The following is a 14197-nucleotide window of genomic DNA, read 5'->3' on the forward strand; positions in this document are numbered from 1 at the left end:
TCATTCAGGCCATGTCATCTGATGAAATCAAATAATTTCCAGAACCTGCTCCGGTGGCCGCCCGATACGGGCCTTGTTGCCTTGCACGACGATCGGGCGTTCGATCAACTTCGGGTTTTCTACCAGCGCTTTTAACAGTTGATCTTCGCTTAGCGTTTCATCCGCCAGTTTCAGCTCTTTATATAGGTCTTCTTTTTGGCGCATCAGCTCGCGGGCAGAACTGAAGCCGAGCGCTTTCAGCAGCTTTTTCAGTTGGTCCACCGAAGGCGGCGTTTCCAGATACAAAATAATCTGCGGTTGAACGCCGTGTTGTTCCAGCAAAGCCAGCGTTTCTCGGCTTTTTGAACAGCGCGGGTTGTGGTAAATAGTGACGTTTTTCATTTCAATCTTTCCTTGTTCAAATCAGGTGCGTTGGAACTTGCTGAAGGTTTTTTGCAACTGACGCAATTGGTCGATACGCGCATCGTAACGGGCCTGCTGCAGACTGCCGAGTTTTTGCAATGAACTGGCGTTACTGAGTAAGCCAATCGCCTGGTCCAGGCGGCCAGCCAAAGCCAGGCTTTCTGCTCGGGCGGAAAGCTCCTCATCACGCAACCCTTGCGCGGCACTGGCCTGAGCCAGCAAATCCCAACCGTTCGGATCGTTTGGATGGGCGAACGTATAGCGGTTAAGAATTTTTGAAGCTTGCGCCGGTTGGTTGCCCTCAACATAGGCGTTTGCCAGGTTGAGCAGCAGCACCGGATTATTACTTTGCGCTGCGTTGACGGCCTGTAGGCGGGCAATGGCCTGCGTGGCTTTATTCTGGCCAAGATCGATATCGGTCAACAGATCCAGCAGCCAGACATTTTGCGGGTCCTGTGCCAGCAGCGGCTGGATGATGTTGCGGGCTTCATCGTACTTCTTCGCTTCGTAGTACAGGATCGCCCGGCCATATTTCGCGGCCAGCTGTTCGCGCACGTTACCCTTGCTGTACGCATCAAGCACGTCTTCGGTCAGGCCGTAGCCCTCCGAGCTGTACATACCAAGCGTACGCACCCTGGCCAGCAGGTAGTCCTGGCTGGATTGCACAATTTGACGCGGCATCTGGTTGGCACGGTTACGCGCATCCGCAAGACGGCTATCAGGCAGGGGATGAGTTAACAGCATTTCCGGCGGTTTAGAGGCGTAGCGGGATTGATCGGCCAACTTCTGCAGGAAATCAGGCATGGCTTCGGGATCGAACCCGGCTCGCTTCAGCACTTGAATACCGATACGGTCGGCTTCCTGTTCATTGGCTTGGGTGAAACTGATAATCCCTTGCTGTGTTCCTGCCAGCGTACCGCTTAGCGCCGCCATACCCATAGTCGGGTTGGCCATCGCCAGCAAAATAGACCCCAGTGCACCAACCCAGGTCAGTGGAGCATTGCGCTGCTGGTCTTCCATCGCCCGGGCCAGGTGGCGCTGGGTTACGTGAGAGATTTCGTGTGCCAGCACCGAGGCCAGTTGGCTTTCGTTGCTGGTTTCACGAAACAGTGCCGAATGCAGCACCACGTTACCGCCAAAGAAGGCAAAGGCGTTTATCTCGTCGTTGCGTACCAGAAAGAAATGGAACGGGGTGCGCACGGAGTAGGCACTTGCTACCAGCCGGTTCCCCAACTGGTTGATATACTGGGTTAAAAGGGGGTCGTTGATTAATGGGGCGCTGGCACGCAATTGGCGCACATAAAAATCACCCATCGTCAGTTCCTGGCCGATGCTCAGAGTGCCACCTGCGGTGGTGCCCATGTCCGGCAACTGGTCCTGCGTTTGTGCATTTACCTGTACCAGCGATGAGGCGCCAAGCGAACCGAGCAACAGTACTGCTAACGCTGTTTTAGTCAACCGGGTGGTCATAGTTAGGTCATTCCCTCAAAGTAAGTCATCAACTTTACCCGTCGTCTTTCAAGCGGCAACTTGAAATCTATAGCGTATAAGACGTCAGCATCAGATAAGAGTTCTTCTTCCGTGCCAGACTCTCCAGTACAATCAGCGCGAAAGTGCGTTGGCTCACAAAAATGCCCTTTCAGGGGCTGTGCATCTGATTGGCTTGACGCCATCACATCATAGCCAGCCGCAACCCGCAATAAAACGTTTATACGGCGCGAAATTGTGTCAAAACCAAGAACCATGTCATACCTGCTGGGCCGCACAGGGACAGGCGAACCTCACTCTCATTGATGGAATAAGGAGCAATCTCTGATGTTGGAGATGTTATTACAGTGGTACCGACGTCGCTTCACCGATCCGCAGGCTATTGCGCTTCTGGTGATCCTGGTTGCCGGGTTCTGCATTCTCTATTTTCTGCACGGCATCCTCACCCCGCTGTTGGTGGCGATGGTACTTGCCTATCTGCTGGAGTGGCCTACCGCGCGCCTGCAGCGCTTGGGATGTTCACGCACCTGGGCGGCGAGCGTTGTGCTGATCCTGTTTGGTGGCATTACGCTGCTGCTGGTGTTTGTGGTCGCACCAACCGCCTGGCAGCAGGGCATCAATCTGATGACGGATTTACCGGGCATGCTCAATCAGTTCTACAACTATGCCGCCACATTACCCAATCGCTACCCGGCGCTGGTGGATGCCGGCATCATAGATATGATGGCGGAGAACCTGCGTGGTCGGCTGTCTGGCATGGGGGAATCGGTGGTGAAGTTCTCGCTGGCCTCTCTGGTCGGGTTGCTGACGTTGGCCATTTATCTGATCCTGGTGCCCCTGATGGCGTTCTTCCTGCTGAAGGATAAAGAGCAGATGCTCAATGCGGTGCGCCGCGTGTTGCCGCGTAACCGGGGATTGGCAGGGCAGGTTTGGATCGAGATGAACCAGCAGATCACCAATTATATTCGCGGCAAGGTATTGGAGATGGTGATCGTCGGGGTGGCAACCTACCTGGTGTTCTTCATCCTGGATATGCGCTATTCCCTGTTACTGGCGGTGCTGGTCGGTTTCTCGGTATTGATCCCTTACATCGGTGCAGTGCTGGTGACGATCCCGGTGGTGGTGGTGGCGATGTTCCAGTGGGGGATCGGCACCGATTTCTGGACGCTGATTATCGCTTACCTGGTGGTGCAAGGATTGGACGGTAACCTGCTGGTGCCAATCCTGTTCTCGGAGGCGGTCAACCTTCATCCGTTGGTGATTATCCTTTCGGTGATTATTTTCGGTGGGCTGTGGGGATTCTGGGGCGTGTTCTTTGCTATCCCACTAGCCACGTTGGTGAAAGCGGTGATCCATGCCTGGCCAGATGAAATGCTCGTCGATGTGGATGAAGAAATGAAATAAGCCTGAGAAGGAAGCGCAGCAACCCAGGCTGCTGCGCTTTATACTCTTCACCTTTCAAGCTGCAGCATTGTTACCTGCACCCGCTTACCCCAGCCACTTACCAAAGTAAGCGCCAGGGGATAAGCGGGCTGGTGCCTGGCTGCAATTTGAAATTCATAGGGTATAGATACTTACTGCTTGAGGTAAGCCAAAACAATGTCGTGATGATTGGTGGTTTTGAAATCATCAAACACTTTCTCAACCTTGCCGTTAGCATCAATCAGGAAGCTGATGCGGTGGATGCCATCATAGGTTTTACCCATGAAGGTTTTCTCACCCCAAACGCCAAATGCCTGCGCTACCTGATGATCCTCATCAGATAACAGCGTGAAGTTGAGCAACTCTTTCTCAGCAAAACGCGACAGTTTCTCTGGTTTATCGGTGCTGATGCCTAACACTTCGACACCCGCTTTTTTCAATTCATCCATGTTATCCCGTAACCCACAGGCTTGTACGGTACAACCTGGGGTCATGGCTTTGGGATAAAAGTAAACAAGTACTCGCTGTCCCTGGAAGTCGGCCAAATTAATTTCCTCGCCATCCTGGTCAAGCAAACTAAATTTCGGCGCTGTATCACCGGCTTTCAATGGGCTCATAACTACTCTCCATACTTTCTCATCATGCTACGGATAGTTCACAACGCTAATACTGCCTTGTGCATTCAATTCTGTACATAGGCGATAAAAAGCTTGTTCAATATTTGATGCATCCCGATCGCCTGAGCTGTGTGCGGTGATCTGAATAAATAACTGGGGAGGGAGGTCCCCTTCCGCCGGTTGTGTGCGTGATACCAATTCAGCAATGTTCATCTGGCTGGAGTCAAACAGGCCGGTAAAGCGCTCAATGATGTGCGGGGAGTCTTTTACTTCGACCTGCACCCAAACTGTAGCTGGCATTGGCGGCCTTTCTTGCGAGTTTGTGCGTTTCATCACAATCAATAAGTCCAGCTCGGCGCCTTTTTGCGGCAAAGTGGATTCAATCAGGGTAATCGCGTTCCAGCTGCCTGAAAGCAGCATGATGAAGGTGAACTCTTCACCCAGCATGGCCAGACGGCTATCTTCGATATTGCACCCGCAGCTACTGACGTGGCGGGTGATGGTGTTGACGATACCGGGGCGATCGGCGCCCAGTGCGGTAATCACAAGATAGTGTTCATCAGGCTTAGGCAAAATGCAGCTTCCTGTCGTGCTCAATGGGGTTACCATGGTAAACACAAAAAAACCGCCTGCCAAGCGCTTACAACACGTTGTTTGCTTGCTTTTGGATAGGCGACGAAAGTACCATGAATGACTTGTTTGTAGAGGGGACGGCCAATGTTTACGGGAAGTATTGTTGCACTGGTTACGCCGATGGACGACAAAGGTGCTGTCGATCGTGCGAGCCTAAAAAAACTGATTGATTATCATGTAGCCAGTGGGACTGCGGCTATTGTCTCCGTAGGGACTACCGGAGAGTCCGCTACACTAGCCCACGACGAGCATATTGATGTGGTGCTACAGACGCTGGAACTGGCTGCTGGGCGCATTCCGGTGATCGCCGGAACCGGTGCCAATGCCACCAGCGAAGCGATTTCGCTGACTCAGCGCTTCAGCAATACGGGGGTAGTGGGTTGCCTGACGGTAACGCCTTACTACAACAGGCCGACTCAGGATGGCCTGTATCAGCATTTCAAAGCTATTGCTGAAAGCACCGATTTGCCGCAGATCCTCTATAACGTGCCTTCGCGTACCGGCTGTGACATGCTGCCGCCTACCATCGCGCGTTTGGCCAAAATCAAGAATATTGTTGCCGTTAAAGAGGCGACAGGGAACTTAAGTCGTGTTAGCCAGATCCAAGTGCTGGTTGATGATGAAGACTTCATTCTTCTGAGCGGCGATGACGCCAGTGGTCTGGACTTTATGCAACTGGGTGGCAAAGGGGTGATTTCCGTGACGGCCAACGTGGCAGCACGTGAAATGGCCGAGCTTTGTCGCCTGGCGGCGCAGGGCAACTTTGCTGAAGCCCGCCGTCTGAATCAGCGCTTGATGCCTTTGCATCAAGATTTGTTTGTAGAAGCAAACCCAATTCCGGTGAAATGGGCCTGTAAGGCATTGGGATTGATGGCAACTGATACAATGCGTCTGCCTATGACGCCGTTGACCGACGCTGCCCGTCCTGTCGTGGAGCGTGCGCTGAAAAGCGCCGGTTTGCTGTAACTCTTAGGGAAATTTAATGGCTTATTCATTGCAAAAGTCGACGGTAGCTACAGTCGTGGGATTAGCGTTGGTGATGACGCTGGCGGCCTGTTCCACCGATCAGCGCTACAAACGCCAGGTCAGCGGCGATGAGGCATATCTTGATGCCGCACCGCTAAAACCGATGAGCGCGCCGTCCGGCCTGATCCTGCCGGTACAAACTGGTAATTATGAAGTTCCGGCAAGTGCGCAGAAAGGCGCTGTTGGCAAGCAACTGGATATCCGGCCTCCGGTACAGCCGTTGGCTCTGCTGAGCGGTTCTCGCGGCCAATACGCCGGTGACAGCGGCACGCTGCTGTTGGAAAACAGCCCACAGAACCAGAACCTGTGGTCACGCGTAGTCAGCCAACTGCAGGCGAAAAACATGACGATCGCCTCGCGCGATGAAGCTAAGCAGACTCTGACTACCGACTGGGTGAAGTGGAACCGTCTGGACGAAGACAACCAGTACGAAGGCCGCTACCAGATAAGCGTACAGCAGCAGGGTTACCAGCAGGCGCTGGTGGTGAAAACCCTCGAATTGCGTCAGCAAGGACAAACCGAGAAGGTGACCGATCCGTCTGATATTCAGCGTTACAACGGTATGATGATGAACTCCATCGTTGAAGGGCTGGATAAGCAGGACAACCTGGCCAACAGCCAATCCGCCAACCGTATTGGCGCACTGGATGTTCAAAGTGGCGCGGATGACACTGGCTTGCCGATGCTGATCGTGCGTGCTCCTTACACGGTAGTGTGGGATCGCTTGCCACCGGCACTGGAAAAACTGGGGATGAAAGTGGGTGACCGCAGCCGTCCGCAGGGCACCGTAGCTGTTACCTATAAATCCCTGAGCAGCAGCGATTGGGATGCACTGGGTGCGAAAGACCCTGAACTGAAAGAAGGGGATTACAAACTGCAGGTCGGTGATTTGAATAACCGTACCAGTTTGCAATTCATCGACTCCAAAGGCAAACCGTTGACCCAGTCGCAAAACGATGCGCTGGTGGCGGTATTCCAGACGGCTTTCAGTAAAACCAGCGTTAAATAATCAACATCAAAGGGGCTACGGCCCCTTTTTGTTTTATTGATACGGTATCGTTTGCGTCGCGAATTTGGCACAATAGCCACCCGCACGCCAAAGAATTTATCAGGTCAATTCTATACCCGGTAGGGTGCAGGCCGAAGCGCATCACGCTGCCGCCTGCAGGCCGGAAGGTATAACCTTATTGGAGTAAGTAAGATGCAAAAGCTAGCTGAGTTGTATCGTGGAAAAGCCAAAACCGTCTACACCACCGAAAACCCGGATCTGCTGGTGCTGGAATTCCGCAACGATACGTCAGCACTGGATGGTCAGCGCATTGAGCAGTTTGATCGCAAAGGGATGGTGAACAACAAGTTCAACCATTTCATTATGAGCAAGCTGGAAGAGGCGGGTATCCCGACGCAGATGGAACGCCTGCTGTCAGACACCGAAGTGCTGGTGAAAAAACTGGATATGGTGCCAGTTGAGTGTGTGATCCGTAACCGCGCCGCCGGTTCGCTGGTAAAGCGCCTGGGTATCGAAGAAGGCCTGCCGCTCAATCCTCCGCTGTTTGATCTGTTCCTGAAAAACGATGCAATGCACGACCCAATGGTCAACGAATCCTACTGTGAGACATTTGGTTGGGTGAACAAAACTCATCTGGCGCGCATGCGTGAACTGAGTTACAAGGCCAACGAAGTGCTGAGCAAACTGTTTGACGATGCTGGTCTGATCCTGGTGGACTTCAAGTTGGAGTTCGGTCTGTTCAAGGGTGAAGTGGTGCTGGGTGATGAGTTCTCCCCGGACGGTAGCCGCCTGTGGGATAAAAACACCCTGGATAAAATGGATAAGGATCGTTTCCGCCAAAGCCTGGGCGGCCTGATCGAAGCTTACGAAGAAGTTGCCCGCCGTATCGGCGTGAAGCTGGACTGACTTAACCGTAACGCCGTTTAAGCAATTCCCTCTCCAGGCTGGAGAGGGAAAAGCATCAAACCACAACCCTCACCTGTTATTCTCCACGCTTTCCAGAAAATTACTGCATTTTCTCTGCCGCCAACCTCTTATAATGGTAATTAGTGGGCGAGTTTCCTACGATTATTAAAAATCTACTCTGGAGTTTATCTATGCGTTGGCAAGGGCGTCGGGAAAGTGACAATGTTGAGGATCGTCGCGGGCAGTCTTCCGGTCTTGGCGGCGGTGGCGGTGGGTTCCGCCCACCGATCGGCGGCAAGGGCGGCCTGATTATTCTGGTGGTGGTTTTGGTTGCCGGTTACTACGGTGTCGATCTCACCCCGTTGCTCAACGGTGGCGATGTGGCACCGCAAACTCAGCAGCAAAGCGCCAGTATCAGCCCGAAAGATGACGAACTGGCCAAATTTACCTCGGTGGTGTTGGCTTCGACCGAAGATAACTGGCAGGGGATCTTCCAGCAGATGGGCAAAAACTATCAGGATCCCAAGTTGGTGATGTACCGAGGTGCAACGCGTACCGGTTGTGGCACCGGCCAATCGGTGATGGGGCCATTTTATTGCCCGGCGGATGGCACGGTCTATATCGATCTCTCTTTCTATCAGGATATGAAAACCAAAATGGGGGCTGGCGGTGATTTCGCCCAGGCCTATGTGGTGGCACACGAAGTGGGGCACCATGTTCAGAACCTGCTGGGCATTGAGCGCAAGGTTCGTCAGATGCAGCAAGGAGCAAGCCAAGTGGATGTAAACCGCCTCTCGGTCAAAATGGAGCTGCAAGCCGACTGTTTTGCTGGCGTTTGGGGTCACTATGCCGAGAAACAGCAAATGTTGGAAGCTGGCGATCTGCAGGCGGCGCTGAATGCCGCACAAGCGATTGGCGACGACCGCTTACAGCAACAAAGCCAGGGGCGGGTAGTGCCAGACAGCTTTACGCACGGCACCTCACAGCAGCGTTATACCTGGTTCAAACAAGGGTTTGACAGCGGCGATCCGAATACCTGCAACACCTTTGCTTCCCGCTAATTTATCCTGGTGCCGGAGCTTAAGCCCGGCACTCTTCTTTCAGGTCTGAACTCCAATGTTACAAGCAATGCAACTACGCATGCAGCAGCAGGGTATCCGGCGGCTGTTGGTGATTAGCGGTGAGGCTCAATGGTGCCGGGATCAGGCGCAGCAATTGCTAACCTGTTTGCCAGGGGATTCTCCTTGGGTGGGAGGCTGCGCTCCTGCGGGGCATCAGGCATTGGCGAGCAGCGGGGTCAAAACCTTGCTGGGGCAGGAGCGGCTGCATGCGGTTTTTGATGCGGCAGAAGGGTTGGATGTGGAAGCCTTGGCGCAACTGTGCGGCACTTTACGAGCGGGAAGTTGGCTATTACTGCTGGTACCGCCCTGGCAACATTGGGCACAGCGACCAGATAACGACAGCCTGCGTTGGAGTGATTGCCCTGAGCCGATCGCTACACCCCATTTTATCCATCATCTGCAACAACAATTGCTGGCGGACAGTGAAGTATCCGTTTGGCGGCAGGGTGAGCCACTGAGCCTGGCGCCTTTACCCGTGCGCTCAGATTGGTCTGCGCCCCAAGGCAACCCAAGTGCTGAACAGCAGGTTATTTTGACCCGGTTGCTTCAGGCTGAATCGGGTATCTGGGTATTAACGGCAGCGCGTGGGCGGGGAAATCCAGCCTGGCAGGCATGCTGATGGCACAGAGCCCGTTAACCTGCTGGATCACCGGCCCGAGCCGAGCCACGACCGATGTGGCCAGCGAATGGGCACAAGGGCGGGCACAATTCTGGGCCCCTGATGCCTTGCTGCAATATTGTGCCGAACAGGGCATTGGTGAGGTTGGCTGGTTGCTGGTGGATGAAGCCGCAGCCATCCCTGGCCCGCTATTGCAACAACTGATTGGCTATTTCCCTCGTGTGTTGCTTACTACCACGGTGCAAGGATATGAAGGGACCGGCCGAGGTTTTTTGCTGAAATTCTGCGCCTCCTTGCCACAATGGCAGCCGCTAAGTCTGCAACAGCCCATGCGCTGGGCAGCAGGGGACGCGCTGGAGCGGGTTATCGATAATGCCTTGTTGTTCAACGAAGAGCCAGTATGGTCAGCGGCCAATCAAAGCTTAACTATTACCCCGGCCAAACAGGCGGAACTCTGTGTTGAACCGCAGCGGTTACGGCGTTTCTACGCTTTGCTCTGTAGCGCACATTACCGCACCTCCCCACTGGATTTACGCCGCCTGATGGATGCCCCGGGCATGCATTTTAGTGCCGCATCTTTGGGGGACGATGTGGTTGGGGCGCTATGGCTGGTCGATGAAGGCGGCTTGGCGGCTGAACTTGCCCATGAAGTCTGGGCGGGGCGAAGAAGGCCACGCGGCAATCTGGTGGCACAATCCCTGGCGGCGCATAGCGGGCAATGGTGGGCACCCACGCTGTATTCACGCCGCATTACCCGGATCGCGGTCTTACCGGAACTGCGCCAGCAAGGGATAGCCAGCCGGTTAATTGAGCAGCAAAAGCAGTGCTCGCAGGGGCTGGATTTCCTGTCCGTCAGTTTTGGCTATACCGAGCCATTGTGGCGTTTCTGGCAGTCTTGCGGCTTCACGCTGGTGCGAGTCGGTAATAAACCCGAGGCCAGCAGTGGCTGCTATACCGCGATGGCGCTGTTACCGTTCAGCGAGCAAGGGGCGGCACTGTGCCATGCGGCGCATAAACATCTGGCACGTGATTGGCGCTGGTTACGACAGCGTAGCGATCTGCCCCTGGAGATCGCGGATGATGACGGCGATCCCGTATTCAATGAGGAAGACTGGCGTGAACTGGCCGGTTTTGCTTTTGCCCACCGTCCATTGGAGGCCAGCCTGGGGGCGTTGCAGCGCCTGCTGCTAGCCACCGAATTACCTTGTGAAGCGCTACGTGGCCATCTGCAGCACCAGCAGACGATAGCGCAAAGCGTTACTCGGTATGGCTTGAGTGGCCAGAAGGCGTTGCTGCGCCGTTGGCGGCAAGAGGCTGCGCAGGCTCTGGAGCATCTTGATCAGCAGCATTGCCGCTACTGGCATCAGTGGTCTCAGTCGTTGCAATAAATGGAAAGAGTTGTTCAATAAAACCCGATTTTCCTGATTTCTCCGCGGCGTATAGTAAACGACAGACGCCGGCAAAGCCCCGGAGTGTTTTAACCTGAGGAGCCACCATGAAACATGAGCATTTTGTTGTCCAAAGCCCTGCAACACCGGCAGAGCAACTGATCTTGTTATTTCATGGCGTAGGAGATAACCCGGTGGCGATGGGGGAGATCGGCAGTTACTTCGCCAAAGAATTCCCTCAGGCCTTGGTAGTGAGCATCGGCGGCCCATTCGCTTTCGGAAATGGCAATGGCCGCCAGTGGTTCTCGGTGCAGGGGATCACGGAAGATAATCGCGTGCAACGCATTGCCGAGGTGATGCCAAAATTTGTTGAAACCGTGCGTTATTGGCAGCAGCAGAGTGGCGTAGGCTATGCGGCGACTGCATTGGTCGGTTTTTCGCAGGGTTCGATCATGTCGTTGGAAGGCCTCAAGGCAGAACCCAAACTGGCTGGGCGGGTCGTGGCTTTTAGCGGCCGCTTTGCCCAATTACCGGAGACCCATTTTGGTGAAAGCGTGATTCACTTTATTCATGGAGAGACGGACGCCGTGATTGCGCTTGAACATGCCCAAGCGGCTGCAGAGCGTTTACAAGCCATTGGCGGCGACGTGACGATAGACGTTGAGGAAGGCGTAGGGCATGCCATTAATGCAGGCATGATGCACAATGCTCTGGAACGCTTGCATTACTACGTGCCGCAGCGCTATTGGGAAGAGACGATGTGATCGCTTTAACCTAAAAGACAGGGCGCCAATGCGCCCTGAGGTTACTTTTTCTTTGGCCAGTCGTCTTCGTCGTCCCACTTGGCGTTATTGTCGCGGTGCGGCGGCAATTCCGGTTTATTAGCCAGGAATTTTTTGTGATCCAGACGGCGTAACTCTTTGATGCCATTGAGGACAATGCCGACCAGTATCACCAGGATAATCCACCAGTAGTCAGCTAACCATTGCATGTTTACACCTTTCCTTCTGGGCGTATAAAACGCGTGAATATTGATGGCAAATGGCTTTCCAGCCATTGAGCACCAGCAACGTCCTTATCACGCCAGGCTGCCAGCAGCAGCGCGGGCGTTAATAAATGTTCGGCTTCCAGGGCCAGAGGACGATAGCTCAGATGCCAGGGTTCGACAGCAACACCGCCTTGATCTTCGGTAAACGGGCGATAAAAGCCGAACTCTGCCATATGTGCAGTCATCCACTGATTCAATGGGTAGAAATAGCCGCCTTCCTCATATTCCCAAGGTTCCAACTGCAGCTTCTGCCCTTCCGGCAGCAGTGAGGGATCGTACACATCCAGATCGCTGCCCCAGTGATGGCGGCTGGCACCAGGCAGCGCTGACCAACGCAAAATGGCTTCGCAACGTTCGGCGGCAGACAGTTCGAGCACGTCTATCGGCTGACTGTCTTGGTCTAATACTGGCCTCTCACCGCAAAACTTGCCATTCCAGATCGCCAGTTGCCGATCGAAATCACGAAAGGTACTGGCCGGTTGCAGATCAAAGCCAGCGGCTTTTGCTGCCTGCTGCATGGCTTGGAAAGCGGCTACAGCGGCGGGTTGCAACCGATGATTGCCGCTGAGCACCGCCAGATGCTCCGTTGAGCGCCCGGTGAGCATTTCTGCGCTGATCATGCGACCAATTGCTCCATGATACGTTGATACATGCGGCTCAGTAATTGCAGATCGGCCGCATGCACACACTCATTCACTTTGTGGATGGTGGCATTAACCGGGCCCAGTTCAACCACTTGCGCTCCCATCTGGGCGATGAAACGGCCATCAGAGGTGCCGCCCGTGGTGAGCAATTGCGGTGTCACTTCTGTGTAGTGTTCAACTGCATTAACCACGGCATCGACCAGCGCACCACGGGCGGTCAGGAATGGCTGGCCCGATAACCACCAGTCGAGGCTGTAGTTCAGTTGGTGGCGATCCAGCAGTTCCTGCACACGCTGCCTGATTAGCGTATCAGTGAGTTCGGTGCTGAAACGGAAGTTGAACTGCACAAACATTTCACCAGGGATCACGTTATTGCTGCCGGTACCGGCTTGCACATTCGCTATTTGCATGCTGGTTGGCGGGAAGAATTCGTTGCCCCGATCCCATTCAATCGCGATCAGTTCATTTAGCGCAGGCAGCGCGCGATGAACCGGGTTATCTGCCAGATGCGGATAAGCGACGTGCCCTTGAATACCGTGGATGCGCAGGTTGGCGGTAATAGAGCCACGGCGGCCATTTTTCACCACATCCCCAACGCGTTCGGTGCTGGAAGGCTCACCCACCAGGCAATAATCAAGGCGCTCGTTGCGCGCCATTAATGCTTCCACCACTTTTACTGTGCCATGGGTGGCGCTGGCCTCTTCATCAGAGGTGATCAAAAAAGCCAGTCGGCCCTGATGGTTGGGGTTAGCCGCGACAAAGCGCTCGGCGGCGACCACCATCGCGGCCAGTGAACCTTTCATATCGGCTGCGCCACGCCCGTAGAGCATGCCATCGCGGATAGCGGGCTCAAACGGAGGGTTATCCCAATTTTTTCATCACCGGTAGGCACTACATCGGTGTGGCCTGCAAATGCCAGCGTCGGGCCTTGGCCCCGCCAGGCCCAGAAATTTTGTGTATCGCCAAAATTCATCGGTTCGATGGTAAAGCCAATCGCTTTCAGGCGGGCAATCATGATCTCCTGGCAGCCTTCGTCATGCGGGCTGAGGGAAGGGCGCTTGATTAACTGTTGCGCCAGTTCAATAACAGGGCAAATCATGATTTAACCTCGGAGATAAATTGCTGATAGCTTTCGGTGCTGAACCCCAGCAGAGCATGGCCCTTACCGTCATCGAGCAGTGGGCGTTTGATGATGGCCGGTTGCTCCAGCATCAAGGCAATGGCGGCATCGGCGTTATCACAGGCATTGCGCTGCGCTTCATCCAGCTTGCGCCAGGTGGTGCCACGGGTATTTAGCAGCGGCTGCCAACCCAGGCGTTCAACAAAATCACGCAGTTGCTGTTCGTTCAGCCCGTCTGCACGATAGTCGTGGAATTGATAAGCTACCCCTTGCTCTTCCAGCCAGCGGCGTGCTTTTTTGATGGTGTCACAATTTTTGATGCCATAGAGCTTAAACAAACTTTTTGAGTCCATATTTACCATAAGAAAGTGCTACCTATATCTTCGAATCAGTACGGAAAAGCAAGCTAGTGGTGATGGCTTAGACCGTCAGGAGGCTATGCTACTGGATTATGTGAAAGATAATGCGGTAAAACTAGGCTTAGATCCAGACAACTATGAGTTCATCGTTGACCGGGGGAGCCTGCGTTTAAAGGCCAGCAAATGGAAAACACCTCTGGTTTAGGCAAGTTTTTTACTCGCTTGATAGAGGGGAAGATAAAGCCCGAGCCTGTCCATAATTCTGTGTAACTGCCAGCGTATTAAAGGTGCTCGTTTAGACGGTCACCAAACTCGATAATAAAGCGGCTCATCGCCAACTGTAGTGGTTCGGTCATTCAGGACATCTCTAAAACCTGTTAATGTTAAAACAGTGA

Annotated in this window: 14 protein-coding genes and 2 pseudogenes; 8 read left to right on the forward strand and 8 right to left on the reverse strand. The window is 54.0% G+C overall.

The window, feature by feature from the left end; genetic code table 11:
• Positions 1 to 27 precede the first annotated feature (27 nt).
• Positions 28 to 381 (reverse strand): arsenate reductase (glutaredoxin), encoded by a 354-nt coding sequence (gene arsC / locus ACQ86O_RS12540; RefSeq protein WP_431225473.1) that lies wholly within the window; start codon positions 379 to 381, stop codon positions 28 to 30.
• Between the two features lie 21 nt (positions 382 to 402).
• Positions 403 to 1872 (reverse strand): beta-barrel assembly-enhancing protease, encoded by a 1470-nt coding sequence (locus tag ACQ86O_RS12545; protein WP_431225474.1) that lies wholly within the window; start codon positions 1870 to 1872, stop codon positions 403 to 405.
• Between the two features lie 345 nt (positions 1873 to 2217).
• On the opposite strand from ACQ86O_RS12545, the gene ACQ86O_RS12550 reads away from it, so the two are divergent.
• On the forward strand, positions 2218 to 3294 hold the full coding sequence (locus ACQ86O_RS12550; RefSeq protein ID WP_431225475.1) for an AI-2E family transporter: 1077 nt from the start codon (positions 2218 to 2220) through the stop codon (positions 3292 to 3294).
• 170 nt (positions 3295 to 3464) lie between these two features.
• Here the strand turns inward: ACQ86O_RS12550 and bcp are convergent, their stop codons facing one another.
• Together bcp and ACQ86O_RS12560 are read right to left on the reverse strand one after the other, a co-directional pair.
• Positions 3465 to 3929 carry a thioredoxin-dependent thiol peroxidase gene (gene bcp / locus ACQ86O_RS12555; protein WP_431225476.1) on the reverse strand — a complete coding sequence of 155 codons (465 nt, stop codon included), beginning with the start codon at positions 3927 to 3929 and terminating at the stop codon, positions 3465 to 3467.
• Between the two features lie 27 nt (positions 3930 to 3956).
• A complete protein-coding gene (locus ACQ86O_RS12560) occupies positions 3957 to 4538 on the reverse strand; it encodes a glycine cleavage system transcriptional repressor (protein WP_431225717.1) in 582 nt (193 codons plus the stop codon).
• A gap of 108 nt (positions 4539 to 4646) precedes the next feature.
• Between ACQ86O_RS12560 and dapA the strand changes: the two genes are divergently transcribed.
• The 6 genes and pseudogenes from dapA to ypfH all read left to right on the forward strand — a co-directional run bounded on the left by dapA (position 4647) and on the right by ypfH (position 11395).
• Positions 4647 to 5528 (forward strand): 4-hydroxy-tetrahydrodipicolinate synthase, encoded by an 882-nt coding sequence (gene dapA, locus ACQ86O_RS12565; protein ID WP_431225477.1) that lies wholly within the window; start codon positions 4647 to 4649, stop codon positions 5526 to 5528.
• Positions 5529 to 5544: 16 nt separating this feature from the next.
• A complete protein-coding gene (gene bamC, locus ACQ86O_RS12570; RefSeq protein WP_431225478.1) occupies positions 5545 to 6597 on the forward strand; it encodes an outer membrane protein assembly factor BamC in 1053 nt (350 codons plus the stop codon).
• A gap of 192 nt (positions 6598 to 6789) precedes the next feature.
• Positions 6790 to 7503 (forward strand): phosphoribosylaminoimidazolesuccinocarboxamide synthase, encoded by a 714-nt coding sequence (purC, locus tag ACQ86O_RS12575; RefSeq protein ID WP_431225479.1) that lies wholly within the window; start codon positions 6790 to 6792, stop codon positions 7501 to 7503.
• A gap of 191 nt (positions 7504 to 7694) precedes the next feature.
• A complete protein-coding gene (ypfJ, locus tag ACQ86O_RS12580; protein ID WP_431225480.1) occupies positions 7695 to 8564 on the forward strand; it encodes a KPN_02809 family neutral zinc metallopeptidase in 870 nt (289 codons plus the stop codon).
• 55 nt (positions 8565 to 8619) lie between these two features.
• Positions 8620 to 10631: pseudogene (locus ACQ86O_RS12585) on the forward strand (tRNA(Met) cytidine acetyltransferase TmcA).
• Between the two features lie 107 nt (positions 10632 to 10738).
• Positions 10739 to 11395, forward strand: a complete 657-nt coding sequence (gene ypfH, locus ACQ86O_RS12590) for an esterase (protein WP_431225481.1) — start codon at positions 10739 to 10741, stop codon at positions 11393 to 11395.
• A gap of 41 nt (positions 11396 to 11436) precedes the next feature.
• Here the strand turns inward: ypfH and ACQ86O_RS12595 are convergent, their stop codons facing one another.
• The 4 genes and pseudogenes from ACQ86O_RS12595 to ACQ86O_RS12610 all read right to left on the reverse strand — a co-directional run bounded on the left by ACQ86O_RS12595 (position 11437) and on the right by ACQ86O_RS12610 (position 13796).
• Complete coding sequence (locus tag ACQ86O_RS12595; protein WP_431225482.1) at positions 11437 to 11622, reverse strand: YpfN family protein; 186 nt, start codon at positions 11620 to 11622, stop codon at positions 11437 to 11439.
• A 2-nt stretch (positions 11623 to 11624) separates the two neighbouring features.
• Complete coding sequence (locus ACQ86O_RS12600; RefSeq protein ID WP_431225483.1) at positions 11625 to 12299, reverse strand: M15 family metallopeptidase; 675 nt, start codon at positions 12297 to 12299, stop codon at positions 11625 to 11627.
• Positions 12296 to 13422 (reverse strand): annotated as a pseudogene (gene dapE / locus ACQ86O_RS12605) (succinyl-diaminopimelate desuccinylase). The gene ACQ86O_RS12600 and the pseudogene dapE overlap by 4 nt, the downstream one beginning before the upstream one ends.
• On the reverse strand, positions 13419 to 13796 hold the full coding sequence (locus ACQ86O_RS12610) for an ArsC family reductase (protein ID WP_431225484.1): 378 nt from the start codon (positions 13794 to 13796) through the stop codon (positions 13419 to 13421). Before ACQ86O_RS12610 ends, dapE begins: the two are co-directional and overlap by 4 nt.
• Before the next feature lie 85 nt (positions 13797 to 13881).
• Here ACQ86O_RS12610 and ACQ86O_RS12615 point away from each other — a divergent pair, with 85 nt between their 5' ends.
• On the forward strand, positions 13882 to 14007 hold the full coding sequence (locus ACQ86O_RS12615; protein ID WP_431225485.1) for a hypothetical protein: 126 nt from the start codon (positions 13882 to 13884) through the stop codon (positions 14005 to 14007).
• Positions 14008 to 14197: the final 190 nt, after the last annotated feature.

Origin of the sequence: Serratia sp. L9 (assembly GCF_050632285.1) — a bacterium.
In the GTDB taxonomy this organism is placed as follows: Bacteria; Pseudomonadota; Gammaproteobacteria; order Enterobacterales; family Enterobacteriaceae; genus Chania.

Excerpts from the sequence above, each read along its gene's own strand:
- ACQ86O_RS12595 (WP_431225482.1), bottom strand. The coding sequence starts at position 11,622 with ATGCAATGGTTAGCTGACTACTGGTGGATTATCCTGGTGATACTGGTC.
- purC (WP_431225479.1), top strand. The coding sequence starts at position 6,790 with ATGCAAAAGCTAGCTGAGTTGTATCGTGGAAAAGCCAAAACCGTCTAC.
- bamC (WP_431225478.1), top strand. The coding sequence starts at position 5,545 with ATGGCTTATTCATTGCAAAAGTCGACGGTAGCTACAGTCGTGGGATTA.
- ypfJ (WP_431225480.1), top strand. The coding sequence starts at position 7,695 with ATGCGTTGGCAAGGGCGTCGGGAAAGTGACAATGTTGAGGATCGTCGC.
- bcp (WP_431225476.1), bottom strand. The coding sequence starts at position 3,929 with ATGAGCCCATTGAAAGCCGGTGATACAGCGCCGAAATTTAGTTTGCTT.
- ACQ86O_RS12615 (WP_431225485.1), top strand. The coding sequence starts at position 13,882 with ATGCTACTGGATTATGTGAAAGATAATGCGGTAAAACTAGGCTTAGAT.
- ACQ86O_RS12610 (WP_431225484.1), bottom strand. The coding sequence starts at position 13,796 with ATGGACTCAAAAAGTTTGTTTAAGCTCTATGGCATCAAAAATTGTGAC.
- ACQ86O_RS12550 (WP_431225475.1), top strand. The coding sequence starts at position 2,218 with ATGTTGGAGATGTTATTACAGTGGTACCGACGTCGCTTCACCGATCCG.
- arsC (WP_431225473.1), bottom strand. The coding sequence starts at position 381 with ATGAAAAACGTCACTATTTACCACAACCCGCGCTGTTCAAAAAGCCGA.
- ACQ86O_RS12545 (WP_431225474.1), bottom strand. The coding sequence starts at position 1,872 with ATGACCACCCGGTTGACTAAAACAGCGTTAGCAGTACTGTTGCTCGGT.
- ACQ86O_RS12560 (WP_431225717.1), bottom strand. The coding sequence starts at position 4,538 with ATGGTAACCCCATTGAGCACGACAGGAAGCTGCATTTTGCCTAAGCCT.
- ACQ86O_RS12600 (WP_431225483.1), bottom strand. The coding sequence starts at position 12,299 with ATGATCAGCGCAGAAATGCTCACCGGGCGCTCAACGGAGCATCTGGCG.
- ypfH (WP_431225481.1), top strand. The coding sequence starts at position 10,739 with ATGAAACATGAGCATTTTGTTGTCCAAAGCCCTGCAACACCGGCAGAG.
- dapA (WP_431225477.1), top strand. The coding sequence starts at position 4,647 with ATGTTTACGGGAAGTATTGTTGCACTGGTTACGCCGATGGACGACAAA.